The 14,917-nt window shown below is 51.2% G+C and carries 15 protein-coding genes and 1 other RNA gene; 7 read left to right on the top strand and 9 right to left on the bottom strand.

Features of this window, described 5'->3' with window-relative positions; genetic code table 11:
- Window positions 1-48 precede the first annotated feature (48 nt).
- From HEN33_RS18390 to pnuC, 3 genes are all read left to right on the top strand, one after another.
- A non-coding RNA gene (locus tag HEN33_RS18390) (RtT sRNA) lies at window positions 49-171 on the top strand.
- A 277-nt stretch (window positions 172-448) separates the two neighbouring features.
- Entirely contained in the window at window positions 449-1,492 is a 1,044-nt protein-coding gene (gene nadA / locus HEN33_RS18385) for a quinolinate synthase NadA (RefSeq protein ID WP_176262546.1), read from the top strand.
- 37 nt (window positions 1,493-1,529) lie between these two features.
- Entirely contained in the window at window positions 1,530-2,249 is a 720-nt protein-coding gene (pnuC, locus tag HEN33_RS18380; RefSeq protein WP_000345406.1) for a nicotinamide riboside transporter PnuC, read from the top strand.
- On the opposite strand, the gene zitB is transcribed toward pnuC, so the two are convergent.
- Together zitB and HEN33_RS18370 are read right to left on the bottom strand one after the other, a co-directional pair.
- On the bottom strand, window positions 2,246-3,187 hold the full coding sequence (gene zitB / locus HEN33_RS18375; RefSeq protein WP_176262545.1) for a CDF family zinc transporter ZitB: 942 nt from the start codon (window positions 3,185-3,187) through the stop codon (window positions 2,246-2,248). The genes pnuC and zitB overlap by 4 nt on opposite strands.
- Window positions 3,188-3,300: 113 nt before the next feature.
- A complete protein-coding gene (locus HEN33_RS18370) occupies window positions 3,301-3,681 on the bottom strand; it encodes a YbgS-like family protein (RefSeq protein WP_000784342.1) in 381 nt (126 codons plus the stop codon).
- 315 nt (window positions 3,682-3,996) lie between these two features.
- Between HEN33_RS18370 and aroG the strand changes: the two genes are divergently transcribed.
- Window positions 3,997-5,049 carry a 3-deoxy-7-phosphoheptulonate synthase AroG gene (gene aroG / locus HEN33_RS18365; protein ID WP_089575663.1) on the top strand — a complete coding sequence of 351 codons (1,053 nt, stop codon included), beginning with the start codon at window positions 3,997-3,999 and terminating at the stop codon, window positions 5,047-5,049.
- 158 nt (window positions 5,050-5,207) lie between these two features.
- On the opposite strand, the gene gpmA is transcribed toward aroG, so the two are convergent.
- From gpmA to modE, 7 genes are all read right to left on the bottom strand, one after another.
- On the bottom strand, window positions 5,208-5,960 hold the full coding sequence (gene gpmA / locus HEN33_RS18360) for a 2,3-diphosphoglycerate-dependent phosphoglycerate mutase (RefSeq protein ID WP_001295305.1): 753 nt from the start codon (window positions 5,958-5,960) through the stop codon (window positions 5,208-5,210).
- A 202-nt stretch (window positions 5,961-6,162) separates the two neighbouring features.
- Window positions 6,163-7,203 carry a galactose-1-epimerase gene (galM, locus tag HEN33_RS18355; protein ID WP_105271740.1) on the bottom strand — a complete coding sequence of 347 codons (1,041 nt, stop codon included), beginning with the start codon at window positions 7,201-7,203 and terminating at the stop codon, window positions 6,163-6,165.
- Complete coding sequence (galK, locus tag HEN33_RS18350) at window positions 7,197-8,345, bottom strand: galactokinase (protein WP_176262544.1); 1,149 nt, start codon at window positions 8,343-8,345, stop codon at window positions 7,197-7,199. Before galK ends, galM begins: the two co-directional genes overlap by 7 nt.
- A gap of 3 nt (window positions 8,346-8,348) precedes the next feature.
- Window positions 8,349-9,395 carry a galactose-1-phosphate uridylyltransferase gene (gene galT / locus HEN33_RS18345; RefSeq protein ID WP_176262543.1) on the bottom strand — a complete coding sequence of 349 codons (1,047 nt, stop codon included), beginning with the start codon at window positions 9,393-9,395 and terminating at the stop codon, window positions 8,349-8,351.
- Window positions 9,396-9,404: 9 nt separating this feature from the next.
- A complete protein-coding gene (gene galE, locus HEN33_RS18340) occupies window positions 9,405-10,421 on the bottom strand; it encodes a UDP-glucose 4-epimerase GalE (protein WP_001265443.1) in 1,017 nt (338 codons plus the stop codon).
- Between the two features lie 260 nt (window positions 10,422-10,681).
- Window positions 10,682-12,154, bottom strand: coding sequence for a molybdate ABC transporter ATP-binding protein ModF (gene modF / locus HEN33_RS18335; protein ID WP_176262542.1), 1,473 nt, complete (start codon window positions 12,152-12,154; stop codon window positions 10,682-10,684).
- Window positions 12,155-12,221: 67 nt separating this feature from the next.
- Window positions 12,222-13,010, bottom strand: a complete 789-nt coding sequence (modE, locus tag HEN33_RS18330) for a molybdenum-dependent transcriptional regulator (RefSeq protein ID WP_001147432.1) — start codon at window positions 13,008-13,010, stop codon at window positions 12,222-12,224.
- 128 nt (window positions 13,011-13,138) lie between these two features.
- On the opposite strand from modE, the gene acrZ reads away from it, so the two are divergent.
- The 3 genes from acrZ (at window position 13,139) to modB (ending at window position 14,916) form a co-directional block, all read left to right on the top strand.
- Entirely contained in the window at window positions 13,139-13,288 is a 150-nt protein-coding gene (gene acrZ, locus HEN33_RS18325) for a multidrug efflux pump accessory protein AcrZ (protein WP_000891515.1), read from the top strand.
- 165 nt (window positions 13,289-13,453) lie between these two features.
- Window positions 13,454-14,227, top strand: coding sequence for a molybdate ABC transporter substrate-binding protein (gene modA, locus HEN33_RS18320; RefSeq protein ID WP_000101979.1), 774 nt, complete (start codon window positions 13,454-13,456; stop codon window positions 14,225-14,227).
- Window positions 14,227-14,916, top strand: coding sequence for a molybdate ABC transporter permease subunit (modB, locus tag HEN33_RS18315; RefSeq protein WP_000604034.1), 690 nt, complete (start codon window positions 14,227-14,229; stop codon window positions 14,914-14,916). Before modA ends, modB begins: the two co-directional genes overlap by 1 nt.
- Window position 14,917 lies beyond the last annotated feature (1 nt).

Genomic DNA, 14,917 nt, shown 5'->3' with positions numbered 1-14,917 from the left:
CTGCACGACCCACCAATGTAAAAAAGCGCCCTAAAGGCGCTTTTTTGCTATCTGCGATATTCAAAGATTCGAACCTGCTGCAGGTTCGAGTAGAGCGCAGCGAAACAACGGAGCCGCTTGCGGCGACGGCCCGAAGGGCGAGCGAAGTGAGTCATCCTGCACGACCCACCAATGTAAAAAAGCGCCCTAAAGGCGCTTTTTTGCTATTCAGGCATCTCTCAATTTCAATTCTTGCCCCTGATGACATACTCCGCGCTTGCTGCGTAAACGACTCTACGTCGGAGGAATAAGACGCAAAGTGTGGCATTCGTCATCTCATACGTATTTCGAGTGACTTTTCCCCACCATTCGACTATCTTGTTTAGCATATAAAACAAATCATGCCGATAATAGCGAATATCACGCTTATGTCGGTTTTAATGTTAAGCCTGTAAAACGAGATGGTAAGATGAGCGTGATGTTTGATCCTGAAGCGGCGATTTATCCTTTCCCCCCGAAGCCGACGCCGTTAAGTATTGATGAAAAAGCGTATTACCGTGAGAAGATAAAACGTCTGCTAAAAGAACGTAATGCGGTGATGGTTGCCCACTACTATACCGATCCCGAAATTCAACAACTGGCAGAAGAAACCGGTGGCTGTATTTCTGATTCTCTGGAAATGGCGCGCTTCGGTGCAAAGCATCCCGCTTCTACGTTGTTAGTCGCTGGGGTGAGATTTATGGGAGAAACCGCCAAAATTCTCAGTCCGGAAAAAACAATTCTGATGCCGACACTTCAGGCTGAATGTTCACTGGATCTCGGCTGCCCTGTTGAAGAATTTAACGCATTTTGCGATGCCCATCCCGATCGTACTGTCGTCGTCTACGCCAACACTTCTGCTGCGGTAAAAGCGCGCGCAGATTGGGTGGTAACTTCAAGCATTGCCGTCGAACTTATTGATCATCTGGATAGTTTGGGTGAAAAAATCATCTGGGCACCCGACAAACATCTGGGGCGTTACGTGCAAAAACAGACGGGCGCAGACATTTTATGCTGGCAGGGTGCCTGCATTGTGCATGATGAGTTTAAGACTCAGGCGTTAACCCGCTTGCAAGAAGAATACCCGGATGCTGCCATACTGGTGCATCCAGAATCACCGCAAGCTATTGTAGATATGGCGGATGCGGTCGGTTCCACCAGTCAACTGATCGCTGCTGCGAAAACATTGCCACATCAGCGACTTATCGTGGCAACCGATCGGGGTATTTTCTACAAAATGCAGCAGGCGGTGCCAGATAAAGAGTTACTGGAAGCACCAACCGCGGGTGAGGGCGCAACCTGCCGCAGCTGCGCGCATTGTCCGTGGATGGCCATGAATGGCCTTCAGGCCATCGCAGAGGCATTAGAACAGGAAGGAAGCAATCACGAGGTTCATGTTGAGGAAAAGCTGCGAGAGAAGGCGCTGGTGCCGCTCAATCGTATGCTGGATTTTGCGGCTACACTACGTGGATAACTAATAATAAGGCGTCACGTTACGCTTTGGGGGAAAGATGGATTTTTTTAGTGTGCAGAATATCCTGGTACATATACCAATAGGAGCAGGCGGTTATGATCTCTCATGGATCGAAGCGGTAGGCACGATCGCCGGGTTGCTGTGTATTGGCCTTGCCAGTCTGGAGAAGATCAGCAACTACTTCTTTGGCCTGATCAACGTCACCTTGTTTGGCATTATTTTCTTTCAGATTCAGCTGTATGCCAGCCTGCTATTACAGGTGTTTTTCTTTGCCGCGAATATTTACGGTTGGTATGCGTGGTCGCGACAAACCAGTCAGAACGAGGCGGAGTTGAAAATTCGCTGGTTGCCATTGCCGAAGGCGCTCAGCTGGTTGGCGGTTTGCGTTGTTTCGATTGGTCTGATGACGGTATTTATCAATCCGGTGTTTGCATTTTTGACCCGCGTGGCAGTCATGATCATGCAAGCATTAGGATTACAGGTTGCGATGCCTGAACTGCAACCGGACGCTTTCCCGTTCTGGGATTCATGCATGATGGTGTTATCTATCGTGGCAATGATTCTGATGACGCGTAAGTATGTGGAAAACTGGCTATTGTGGGTGATTATTAACGTGATTAGCGTCGTTATTTTTGCACTTCAGGGCGTTTACGCCATGTCTCTGGAGTACATCATCCTGACCTTTATTGCCCTCAACGGCAGCCGGATGTGGATCAACAGCGCACGCGAAAGAGGTTCACGCGCGCTGTCCCATTAATGATGATGATGTGAATGGCCAGACACCCCTTCATTCAGGTGGCAGTCTGGCCCATGACAAGGTTGATATTCCATCTGAATAGTGGCGTGCTCAATCTGATAGTGATCCATCAGGTAGTGTTGGATCTGATCTAACAAGGCATCGTGATTGTGTGGCGGGATCACCTGCACATGCAGCGTCATCACCGGCTTCTCGCCTACCATCCATACATGTACATGGTGCACATTGCGGACTTCCGGGATTTCCCGGCACATACGACGCTTCAGTTCGGCGATATCCAGCGATACCGGTGCACCTTCAAGTAATTCATTCACGCTATCTTTCAACAGTCGCCACGCGCTACGCAGAACCAGAAGCGACACCAGTATTGAGAGAATGGGGTCAGCAGGTGTCCAGCCGGTCCAGATAATAATCAACGCGGCAATAATAGCTCCAACCGAACCCAGAAGGTCCCCGAGGACATGCAGTGCCGCTGCTCGCACGTTGAGGTTTTTCTCTTCGCTGCCGTGATGAAGTAACCAGAAAGAAAGTATATTTGCCAGTAGCCCAGCCACGGCAATTGCCATCATCATGACGCCCTCGACCGGACGCGGCGTGCGGAAGCGTTCTATCGCCTCCCAGACAATCAAAATAGTAATCACCACCAGGGCGATGGCATTCACAAACGCCGCGAGCGTGGTCAATCTTAGCCAACCGAAAGTGTGGCGAATGGTGGGAGGACGACGGGAAAATTGCACTGCGAGTAGGGCGAAAAGCAGGGCGGCAGTATCGGTCAACATATGACCCGCATCGGCCAGCAATGCCAGAGAACCGGAAAGAAAACCACCAATGACTTCTACGAGCATAAACCCGGCAGTCACGCCGAAAGCATACAACAAGCGACGAGCATTATTATCTTCTGGCAGGTGTGAGGAAGTGTGTGAGTGTGAGTGCGCCATGACGAGTCATCCCTTAATTATTCTCACTTAACTTTATGACATCATACTGCTTTTAGAAGGGAAAAATTAAAAGGGAGAGACTCCGCTCTCCCATTATTGGCTATTTCGCAGGGTTACTGCGTGGTACCGTCGGTTTTGGTATCGACATCATTGTTGATGCCATCACCGGTTTGTACTTTTTTATTGATATCCGGGCAGCGACCATCTTTGCACATGGTGTTCTTGTGCTCTTCATCTTTGGTCATGCCGTCATTGTTCATTGAAGAACCATCCGGATGCAGCATTGTGCCGCCAGAACCGGTATTTACCCCGTTATTGTCGACGTTATTTGGCGCGACATTTTCACGGGCATCAGGGGCTACCTGGCCCGCATCAGCTGCGGCGTTTGCCTGGCCGTTATTGCTTTGCGCTCCGCTATCGGCAGCCAGTGCGGCTCCGCTGGCAAGGCTTAGAGTGGCAGTCAGAAATAGTGTGGCCAGTTTTGTCATTTTCATAGGATGCTCCTGTTATGGTCGTTATGTCGGATAACCTCTTCCAACAGTGCATTTGCAGGTGAATATAAGGCAATGGTTTAAGATTTCAGCCAGGTTATAAAACGCAGCAGAGAATCTTGAAATAATTAACAAACAAAGGAGTTACAGTTAGAAATTGTAGGAGAGATCTCGTTTTTCGCGACAATCTGGCGTTTTTCTTGCTAATTCCAGGATTAATCCGTTCATAGTGTAAAACCCCGTTTACACATTCTGACGGAAGATATAGATTGGAAGTATTGCATTCACTAAGATAAGTATGGCAACACTGGAACAGACATGAATTATCAGAACGACGATTTACGCATCAAAGAAATCAAAGAGTTACTTCCTCCTGTCGCATTGCTGGAAAAATTCCCTGCTACTGAAAATGCCGCGAATACGGTTGCCCATGCCCGAAAAGCGATCCATAAGATCCTGAAAGGTAATGATGATCGCCTGTTGGTGGTGATTGGTCCGTGTTCTATTCATGATCCCGTCGCGGCTAAAGAGTATGCCACTCGCTTGCTGGCGCTGCGTGAAGAGCTGCAAGATGAGCTGGAAATCGTGATGCGCGTCTACTTTGAAAAGCCGCGTACCACAGTGGGCTGGAAAGGGCTGATTAACGATCCGCATATGGATAACAGCTTCCAGATCAACGACGGCTTACGTATTGCCCGTAAATTACTGCTCGATATTAACGACAGCGGTCTGCCAGCGGCGGGTGAATTCCTGGATATGATCACCCCGCAATATCTCGCGGACCTGATGAGCTGGGGAGCAATTGGCGCACGTACAACGGAATCGCAGGTGCACCGCGAACTTGCGTCTGGGCTTTCTTGTCCGGTCGGCTTCAAAAATGGCACCGACGGTACGATTAAAGTGGCTATCGATGCTATTAATGCCGCCGGTGCGCCGCACTGCTTCCTGTCCGTAACCAAATGGGGGCATTCGGCGATTGTGAATACCAGCGGTAACGGCGATTGCCATATCATTCTGCGCGGTGGTAAAGAGCCTAACTACAGCGCGAAGCACGTTGCTGAAGTGAAAGAAGGGCTGAACAAAGCAGGCCTGCCAGCACAGGTGATGATCGATTTCAGCCATGCTAACTCGTCGAAACAATTCAAAAAGCAGATGGATGTTTGTGCTGACGTTTGCCAGCAGATTGCCGGTGGCGAAAAGGCCATTATTGGCGTGATGGTGGAAAGCCATCTGGTGGAAGGCAATCAGAGCCTCGAGAGTGGGGAACCGCTGGCCTATGGCAAGAGCATCACCGATGCCTGCATTGGCTGGGAAGATACCGATGCTCTGTTACGTCAACTGGCGAATGCAGTAAAAGCGCGTCGCGGGTAAAGTTTAATTGTCGGATGCGCCGTCACAGTGGCGTATCTGATGAATCACCGTAGGCCTGATAAGACGCGCAGCGTCGCATCAGGCAATGTGCTCCATTGTTAGCAACAAAAAAGCCGACTCACTTGCAGTCGGCTTTCTCATTTTTAAGCGAATGACGTTTACTTCGCTTTACCCTGGTTAGCAACGGCCGCTGCTTTCGCCGCGATCTCGTCAGCATTACCCAGATAATAGCGTTTCAGCGGTTTGAAATTCTCGTCGAATTCATAAACCAGTGGCACGCCAGTCGGGATATTCAGCTCAAGAATCTCTTCTTCGCTCATATTATCGAGATATTTCACCAGCGCACGTAACGAGTTACCGTGTGCGGCGATGATCACGCGCTCACCGCTCTTCATTCGCGGCAGAATAGTTTCATTCCAGTAAGGGATCACGCGGTCAATGGTCAGCGCCAGGCTTTCCGTCAGTGGCAGCTCTTTCTCGCTCAGCTTCGCGTAACGTGGATCGTGGCCCGGATAACGCTCATCATCTTTAGTCAGTTCCGGCGGAGTTACCGCAAAACCACGACGCCACTGTTTCACCTGCTCGTCGCCATACTTTTCAGCAGTTTCCGCTTTGTTCAGACCCTGCAACGCACCGTAGTGACGTTCGTTCAGTTTCCAGGATTTCTCAACGGGCAGCCATGCCTGATCCAGTTCGTCCAGCACATTCCACAGGGTATGGATAGCGCGTTTCAGCACAGAGGTGTAAGCAAAATCAAAGCTGTAACCTTCCTCTTTCAGCAGCTTACCAGCTGCTTTTGCTTCGCTTACGCCTTTCTCAGACAGATCCACGTCGTACCAACCGGTGAAACGGTTTTCTTTGTTCCACTGACTTTCGCCATGACGAACCAGAACCAGCTTAGTTACAGCCATATACTTACTCCTCAAATCATCTTTTAATGATAATAATTCTCATTATATTGCCGTGACGAAGCAACAGCAATGCTTACGCATAACCATAGCGAAAATAGTGTCGCAGTGTAAGGTTGTTGTGAATATTGAGTTGCAAATATGTCGGTGTTTGCTGGTGATTTGAACAATATGAGGATAAAGCCCTCATGACGAGGGCTTAACATTACTCAGCAATAAACTGATATTCCGTCAGGCTGGAATACTCTTCGCCAGGACGCAGGAAACAGTCCGGTTGCGGCCATTCAGGGTGGTTTGGGCTGTCCGGCAGGAACTCGCTTTCCAGCGCCAGGCCCTGCCAGTCGGCGTAAGGTTCAGTTCCCCGTGACGGCGTGCCACCAAGGAAGTTGCCGGAGTAAAATTGCAGAGCCGGAGCGGTGGTGTAGACCTTCAGCTGCAATTTTTCATCTGCTGACCAGACATGCGCCGCCACTTTCTTGCCATCGCCTTTGGCCTGTAACAAGAACGCATGATCGTAACCTTTCACTTTGCGCTGATCGTCGTCGGCAAGAAACTCACTGGCGATGATTTTGGCGCTGCGGAAATCAAAAGATGTTCCGGCGACAGATTTCAGACCGTCGTGCGGAATGCCGCCTTCATCAACCGGCAGATATTCGTCCGCCAGAATCTGCAACTTGTGATTGCGCACGTCAGACTGCTCGCCGTCGAGGTTGAAATAGACGTGATTAGTCATATTCACCGGGCAAGGTTTATCAACCGTGGCGCGATAAGTAATGGAGATACGGTTATCGTCGGTCAGACGATATTGCACCGTCGCGCCGAGATTACCCGGGAAGCCCTGATCGCCATCATCTGAACTCAGGGCAAACAGCACCTGACGATCGTTCTGATTCACAATCTGCCAGCGACGTTTGTCGAACCCTTCCGGGCCGCCGTGCAGCTGGTTAACGCCCTGACTTGGCGAAAGCGTCACGGTTTCATCGTCAAAGGTATAACGACTATTGGCGATACGGTTTGCATAACGACCAATAGAGGCCCCCAGAAACGCGGCCTGATCCTGATAGCATTCCGGGCTGGCGCAGCCGAGCAGCGCCTCGCGGACGCTGCCATCGGAAAGCGGAATACGGGCGGAAAGTAAAGTCGCACCCCAGTCCATCAGCGTGACTACCATCCCTGCGTTGTTACGCAAAGTTAACAGTCGGTACGGCTGACCATCGGGTGCCAGTGCGGGAGTTTCGTTCAGCACTGTCCTGCTCCTTGTGATGGTTTACAAACGTAAAAAGTCTCTTTAATACCTGTTTTTGCTTCATATTGTTCAGCGACAGCCTGCTGTACGGCAGGCACCAGCTCTTCCGGGATCAGTGCGACGATACAGCCGCCAAATCCGCCGCCGGTCATGCGTACGCCACCTTTGTCGCCAATCACAGCTTTGACGATTTCTACCAGAGTGTCAATTTGCGGCACGGTGATTTCGAAATCATCGCGCATAGAAGCATGAGACTCCGCCATCAACTCGCCCATACGTTTCAGGTCGCCTTGCTCCAGTGCGCTGGCTGCTTCAACGGTACGGGCGTTTTCAGTCAGGATATGACGCACGCGTTTCGCCACGATCGGGTCCAGTTCATGCGCAACAGCGTTGAACTCTTCAATGGTGACATCGCGCAGGGCCGGCTGCTGGAAGAAACGCGCACCGGTTTCGCACTGTTCACGACGGGTGTTGTATTCGCTGCCGACCAGGGTACGTTTGAAGTTACTGTTGATGATGACGACAGCCACACATTTCGGCATAGAAACCGCTTTGGCGCCCAGTGAGCGGCAATCGATCAGCAAGGCATGATCTTTCTTGCCGAGCGCGGAAATTAGCTGATCCATGATCCCACAGTTACAGCCAACAAACTGGTTTTCTGCTTCCTGGCCGTTAAGTGCGATTTGTGCGCCGTCCAGCGGCAGATGATAAAGCTGCTGCAATACGGTTCCAACCGCGACTTCCAGTGAAGCGGAAGAACTTAACCCGGCACCCTGCGGCACATTGCCGCTGATCACCATGTCCACGCCGCCGAAGCTGTTGTTACGCAGTTGCAGATGTTTCACCACGCCACGGACGTAGTTAGCCCATTGATAGTTTTCATGAGCGACAATGGGCGCATCAAGGGAAAACTCGTCAAGCTGATTTTCATAATCGGCTGCCATCACGCGAACGTTACGGTCATCACGTGGCGCACAGCTAATGACGGTTTGATAATCAATTGCGCAGGGCAGAACGAAACCGTCGTTGTAGTCGGTGTGTTCGCCAATAAGATTCACGCGGCCAGGCGCCTGAATGGTATGAGTGGCAGGGTAGCCAAATGCATTGGCAAACAGAGATTGTGTTTTTTCTTTCAGACTCATTACTTACACTCCGGATTCGCGAAAATGGATATCGCTGACTGCGCGCAAACGCTCTGCTGCCTGTTCTGCGGTCAGGTCTCGCTGGGTCTCTGCCAGCATTTCATAACCAACCATAAATTTACGTACGGTGGCGGAGCGCAACAGAGGCGGATAAAAGTGCGCGTGCAGCTGCCAGTGTTGATTCTCTTCGTCATTAAATGGCGCGCCGTGCCAGCCCATAGAGTAGGGGAAGGAGCACTGGAAGAGGTTGTCATAACGACTGGTCAGCTTTTTCAACGCCAGCGCCAAATCGCTGCGCTGGGCGTCGGTCAAATCGGTGATCCGCAAAACGTGGGCTTTGGGCAGCAGTAGCGTTTCGAACGGCCAGGCAGCCCAGTAAGGTACAACGGCTAACCAGTGTTCGGTTTCGACAACGGTACGGCTACCGTCTGCCAGCTCGCGCTGAACATAATCCACCAGCATTGGTGATTTCTGCCCGGCGAAATATTCTTTTTGCAGGCGGTCTTCGCGCTCAGCTTCGTTAGGCAGGAAGCTATTTGCCCAAATCTGTCCGTGCGGATGCGGGTTAGAGCAGCCCATCGCCGCGCCTTTGTTTTCAAAGACCTGCACCCACGGGTATGTTTTCCCCAGTTCTGCGGTTTGCTCCTCCCAGGTTTTGACGATTTCCGTCAATGCCGCAACGCTCAGTTCTGGCAGCGTTTTACTGTGATCCGGTGAAAAGCAGATCACCCGGCTGGTACCGCGCGCGCTCTGACAACGCATCAAAGGATCGTTGCTTTCTGGCGCATCTGGCGTGTCAGACATCAAGGCCGCAAAGTCATTAGTGAAAACGTAAGTCCCGGTGTAATCGGGGTTTTTATCGCCTGTCACCCGCACATTACCTGCGCAGAGGAAGCAATCTGGATCGTGCGCAGGTAACACCTGTTTGGCTGGCGTTTCCTGCGCCCCCTGCCAGGGGCGCTTAGCGCGGTGCGGTGAAACCAGAATCCATTGCCCGGTGAGCGGGTTGTAGCGGCGATGTGGATGATCAACGGGATTAAATTGCGTCATGGTCGTTCCTTAATCGGGATATCCCTGTGGATGGCGTGACTGCCAGTGCCAGGTGTCCTGCGCCATTTCATCGAGTGTGCGCGTTACGCGCCAGTTCAGTTCACGGTCGGCTTTGCTGGCGTCCGCCCAGTAGGCCGGAAGGTCGCCCTCGCGACGCGGTGCAAAATGATAATTAACCGGTTTGCCGCAGGCTTTGCTGAAGGCATTAACCACGTCCAGCACGCTGCTGCCCACGCCAGCGCCGAGGTTGTAGATGTGTACGCCTGGCTTGTTCGCCAGTTTTTCCATCGCCACGACGTGACCGTCCGCCAGATCCATTACGTGGATGTAATCGCGCACGCCAGTACCGTCTTCGGTCGGATAATCGTTACCAAAAATCGCCAGCGAGTCGCGACGGCCTACAGCAACCTGGGCGATGTATGGCATCAGGTTATTCGGAATACCTTGCGGATCTTCGCCCATATCACCCGACGGATGCGCGCCAACCGGGTTGAAATAGCGCAGCAGGGCAATGCTCCAGTCCGGCTGGGCTTTTTGCAGATCGGTGAGGATCTGTTCCACCATCAGCTTGCTTTTGCCGTAAGGACTTTGTGGCGTGCCGGTCGGGAAGCTTTCAACGTATGGAATTTTGGGCTGATCGCCATAAACGGTGGCGGAGGAGCTGAAGATAAAGTTTTTGACGTTAGCGGCGCGCATGGCGCTAATCAGGCGCAGGGTGCCGTTGACATTGTTGTCGTAATATTCCAGCGGTTTTTGTACCGATTCGCCAACGGCTTTCAGCCCGGCGAAGTGGATCACGGTGTCGATAGCGTGATCGTGCAGGATCTCGGTCATCAACGCTTCGTTACGGATATCGCCTTCAACAAACGTTGGATGTTTGCCGCCTAAACGCTCGATAACAGGCAGTACGCTGCGCTTACTGTTACAGAGGTTATCAAGAATGATGACATCATGACCGTTTTGCAGTAATTGCACACAGGTATGACTTCCAATGTAACCGCTACCACCGGTAACCAGAACTCTCATAATTCGCTCCATTAGGCTTATGGTATGAAATAACCATAGCATAACAAAGATGCGAAAAGTGTGACATGGAATAAATTAGTGGAATCGTTTACACAAGAATATAGCCGTTTTTTATGCGCCATTAATGGATTATAAAACAGAGGGTTTATGAATGATTGCGCTTTTTATCTGAAAAAAGTCGCGGTTTCATGCCTGGATGTGTCGAACTGTAGGCCGGAGAGGGCGCTAAGGCCGCCTCCGGTACAGTCAGCATTACCGACTCAGTTTATTTTTGTCAGCGCATAACGATAGAGGTCACCGTCCGGCACGAACTCAAGACGATGGGAAATACAGGCGGGCGCATCTTCGGCGTGGTGTGAAACAAACAATAATTGCGTTTCACCTTCGCTAATCAGCACATCAACAAAACGGCGGATAAGCTGGCGATTGAGTGGATCAAGTCCCTGTAAAGGTTCATCAAGAATAAGCAAAGTCGGATGCTTCACCAGTGCGCGAACGATCAGCGCCAGACGTTGCTGTCCCCAGGAAAGACTATGGTAAGGCGCGTCAGCCGTGCGTTTATCAATGCCGAGAATATCCAGCCACTGCTGCACCAGTTTTTGCTGGCGATCTGAAACGGCCTGATAAATGCCAATCGAATCAAAAAAGCCAGAAAGGATCACGTTGCGCACGGTAGTGCTGACGCGGTAATCCAGATGCAAACTACTGCTGACGTAACCGATATGCTTTTTGATGTCCCAGATGGTTTCGCCGCTGCCGCGACGTCGTCCAAAAAGCGTCAAATCGTTGCTGTAACCTTGCGGATGATCGCCTGTAATCAGGCTTAATAGCGTCGATTTTCCCGCGCCATTTGGCCCGACAATTTGCCAGTGCTCGCCTGGATTCACCTGCCAGCTAAGGTTATTAAGAATGGGGCGATCGTTATAAGAAACCACGCCATTTTTCAGCACAATGCGCGGTTCGTTGGCGGGTAAGGCGTGACGTGCTGAAGGTACATCCGGCTCCGGCAGTTGTACACCTTCTAGCCGCTCGCTATGCGCCAGTTGCGCGACAAGTGCCTGCTGCAGTAGTTCCTCTTTAGCACCAGTTTCCGCTAACGTGCAATCCGCCAGCACGCCAGCAAACTGGACAAATTCCGGGATCTCATCGAAGCGATTGAGCACCAGTACCAGGGTAATACCGGACTGATGTAACGAGGCGAGTCGCTCAGCCAGCTGCTGACGTGAGGCAACATCAAGGCCATCGAACGGCTCATCAAGAATCAACAAGTCTGGCTCCGACATCAGCGCCTGACACAGCAGGGTTTTTCGCGTCTCGCCAGTGGAAAGGTATTTAAAGCGTCGGTCGAGGAGGGGGGTAATACCGAACTGCTGCGCCAGCTGCGCACAACGCTGTGCATCCTTAATTTCATCCTGAATGATTTCAGCCGTAGTGCGTCCGGTGTCATCTTCGCCAGGGCCGAGCATATCGGTGTTATTCCGTTGCCATTCGTCGCTGACGAGCTTTTGCAATTGCTCGAAGGAGAGACGAGTGATGTGGGAAAACTGACTTTGTCGTTCACCTTTCAAAAGCGGAAGTTCCCCCGCCAGCGCGCGGGCCAGCGCCGACTTCCCGCTTCCATTCGAACCGACAAACGCCCAACTATCACCCGCGTTTAACGTTAGCTGAGACAATTGCAGCGTTTTTGTGTCGCTAAGACGAAACGTGCCTTGCAAAATTTGCAACGATGACATTTTATATCCCATTTTTTGCAGCGATTACTGACAGGGATACGTGTTTCATAACAAATTGTCAACACGCTTAGCAAAGCGTAGCGATAATCACGCTGTCGGCGTTAAAGTAAGCCGTGGCATTCTGCCCTTGTTCAAGAGAAGCTGCTTCATTTATCGGCACCGTGGCGCACAGAGTTTGCCCGTCAGGTAACGCCATTAATACTTCGCACTGTTCTGCACCGCGCTCTATATGACGAATAATGCCCGGCAATTGGTTGTCGGCACCCTGGGCGACAGTGTCATCCTGAGTAATGTTCACCCACGGCGCTTTCAGCAGAATCAACACTTCTTTGCCTTCATCCAGTCCCAGACGTGCGCCACTTTGTGCGGTAATCGCGACTTTAAGGCGTGTTTTGCCATCGGCCAGTAAGACATCAACATGTTGTTGAATGTCATCATGATCGCGGGCGGTGATGGTGCCAAACCACTGGTTACGGGCACTGGTCTGCAGTGAAAAACGTGAGATCGCGGCCAGCAGGCTGTTCAGCGGCAAGGCGTCATCGTCACTTAACACATCAAAGGCTTTTTGCTGGATTTGCGCCAGTAAATCATAGAGCTGAATCAGTCGCTGACCATAGCGGGTCAGTACTGCGCCGCCGCCACCTTTACCGCCTGTTGCGCGCTCAACCAGAATATGCTCACTTAACTGATTCATCTCGTTAATGGCATCCCAGGCGCTTTTATAGCTGATACCGGCATCTTTCGCTCCCTGGCTAATGGAACCGGAAAGCGCAATGTGTTTTAGTAACGAAATGCGGCGCGGGTCGGCGAATAATTTTTGTTGGAGCTTAAGGGTGAGAAGGATTTCGGCCTGCATAACAATGTCCTGGCAAAAGTCTTATTGTGACGGAAAACGAACGCCACGCAAAGCTGACCGCACAAAAGGGGAGTGCTTTTCTGTGCTTAGCGGTTAGAATAGTCTCATGACTATATCTGGAGTTGACCATGTTAGAGTTATTAAAAAGTCTGGTATTCGCCGTAATCATGGTACCTGTCGTGATGGCCATCATCCTGGGTCTGATTTACGGTCTTGGTGAAGTATTCAACATCTTTTCTGGTGTTGGTAAAAAAGACCAGCCCGGACAAAATCATTGATTCTCTGAATGCCCGCTTAGTCGGGCATTTTCTTTTTCTCAACTTCCTGCTTTTCCTGCCGATATTTTTTTCATCAACCTCACAAAGGTTAGCAATAACTGCTGGGAAAATTCTGAACTTGCCGTTATATTGTCGCCTACATAACGTTACATTAAGGGGTTACCAATGGCTCGTAAATGGTTGAACTTGTTTGCCGGGGCGGCATTCTCTTTCGCTGTTGCTGGCAATGTACTGGCAGATGAAGGAAAAATCACGGTGTTCGCCGCCGCATCACTGACTAACGCAATGCAGGACATCGCTACGCAGTATAAAAAAGAGAAAGGCGTAGATGTCGTCTCTTCTTTCGCCTCGTCTTCTACCTTGGCCCGTCAGATTGAAGCGGGGGCGCCTGCGGATCTGTTTATTTCTGCCGATCAGAAATGGATGGATTATGCGGTTGATAAAAAAGCGATCGATACGGCCTCGCGTCAGACTCTACTCGGTAATAGCCTGGTTGTTGTAGCACCGAAAGCCAGCGAGCAGAAAGATTTCTCCATTGACAGCAAAACCAACTGGACTTCGCTGCTGAATGGCGGTCGCCTGGCGGTTGGTGATCCGGAACATGTTCCCGCTGGCATTTATGCAAAAGAAGCACTGCAAAAACTGGGCGCATGGGATACGCTCTCCCCGAAACTGGCTCCGGCGGAAGATGTTCGTGGCGCGCTGGCGTTGGTCGAACGCAATGAAGCGCCGCTGGGCATTGTTTACGGTTCTGACGCAGTTGCCAGCAAAGGGGTAAAAGTGGTTGCCACCTTCCCGGAAGATTCACATAAAAAAGTGGAATATCCGGTTGCTGTTGTGGAAGGACATAACAATGCGACAGTAAAAGCATTTTATGATTATCTGAAGGGACCGCAGGCTGCGGAAATTTTTAAACGCTACGGATTTACAACCAAGTAATGATACTGACCGATCCAGAATGGCAGGCGGTTTTATTAAGCCTGAAAGTTTCTTCCCTGGCTGTGCTGTTTAGCCTGCCGTTTGGGATCTTTTTTGCCTGGTTACTGGTGCGTTGCACATTTCCGGGCAAAGCTCTGCTCGACAGCGTACTGCATCTACCGCTGGTGTTACCGCCCGTGGTCGTCGGTTACTTGTTATTAGTTTCGATGGGACGGCGCGGATTTATCGGTGAACGTCTGTATGACTGGTTTGGCATTACCTTCGCCTTTAGCTGGCGTGGCGCGGTTCTCGCTGCCGCCGTGATGTCGTTTCCGTTGATGGTGCGGGCAATTCGTCTGGCGCTGGAAGGGGTTGATGTCAAACTGGAACAGGCCGCAAGAACATTGGGGGCGGGGCGCTGGCGCGTGTTCTTTACTATCACGTTACCGCTGACCTTACCGGGAATTATCGTCGGTACGGTACTGGCATTCGCTCGTTCGCTCGGTGAGTTTGGTGCAACCATCACCTTTGTTTCTAACATTCCTGGCGAAACGCGAACCATTCCTTCAGCCATGTATACCCTGATCCAGACCCCCGGCGGGGAAAGTGGTGCGGCGAGACTGTGTATTATTTCTATTGCGCTGGCGATGATCTCCCTGTTGATTTCAGAATGGCTGGCCAGAATCAGCCGTGAACGGGCGGGGCGCTAAT

Source organism: Escherichia sp. 94.0001, from assembly GCF_013369155.2.
GTDB lineage: Bacteria > Pseudomonadota > Gammaproteobacteria > Enterobacterales > Enterobacteriaceae > Escherichia > Escherichia coli_F.
This window is presented reverse-complemented; position numbering and strand designations above follow the sequence as displayed.

Bases quoted from the DNA above. Each gene is read 5' to 3' on its own strand.
- galE (WP_001265443.1), bottom strand. From the start codon at position 10,421: ATGAGAGTTCTGGTTACCGGTGGTAGCGGTTACATTGGAAGTCATACC.
- zitB (WP_176262545.1), bottom strand. From the start codon at position 3,187: ATGGCGCACTCACACTCACACACTTCCTCACACCTGCCAGAAGATAAT.
- galK (WP_176262544.1), bottom strand. From the start codon at position 8,345: ATGAGTCTGAAAGAAAAAACACAATCTCTGTTTGCCAATGCATTTGGC.
- modF (WP_176262542.1), bottom strand. From the start codon at position 12,154: ATGTCATCGTTGCAAATTTTGCAAGGCACGTTTCGTCTTAGCGACACA.
- modA (WP_000101979.1), top strand. From the start codon at position 13,454: ATGGCTCGTAAATGGTTGAACTTGTTTGCCGGGGCGGCATTCTCTTTC.
- nadA (WP_176262546.1), top strand. From the start codon at position 449: ATGAGCGTGATGTTTGATCCTGAAGCGGCGATTTATCCTTTCCCCCCG.
- HEN33_RS18370 (WP_000784342.1), bottom strand. From the start codon at position 3,681: ATGAAAATGACAAAACTGGCCACACTATTTCTGACTGCCACTCTAAGC.
- aroG (WP_089575663.1), top strand. From the start codon at position 3,997: ATGAATTATCAGAACGACGATTTACGCATCAAAGAAATCAAAGAGTTA.
- modB (WP_000604034.1), top strand. From the start codon at position 14,227: ATGATACTGACCGATCCAGAATGGCAGGCGGTTTTATTAAGCCTGAAA.
- pnuC (WP_000345406.1), top strand. From the start codon at position 1,530: ATGGATTTTTTTAGTGTGCAGAATATCCTGGTACATATACCAATAGGA.
- modE (WP_001147432.1), bottom strand. From the start codon at position 13,010: ATGCAGGCCGAAATCCTTCTCACCCTTAAGCTCCAACAAAAATTATTC.
- acrZ (WP_000891515.1), top strand. From the start codon at position 13,139: ATGTTAGAGTTATTAAAAAGTCTGGTATTCGCCGTAATCATGGTACCT.
- gpmA (WP_001295305.1), bottom strand. From the start codon at position 5,960: ATGGCTGTAACTAAGCTGGTTCTGGTTCGTCATGGCGAAAGTCAGTGG.
- galT (WP_176262543.1), bottom strand. From the start codon at position 9,395: ATGACGCAATTTAATCCCGTTGATCATCCACATCGCCGCTACAACCCG.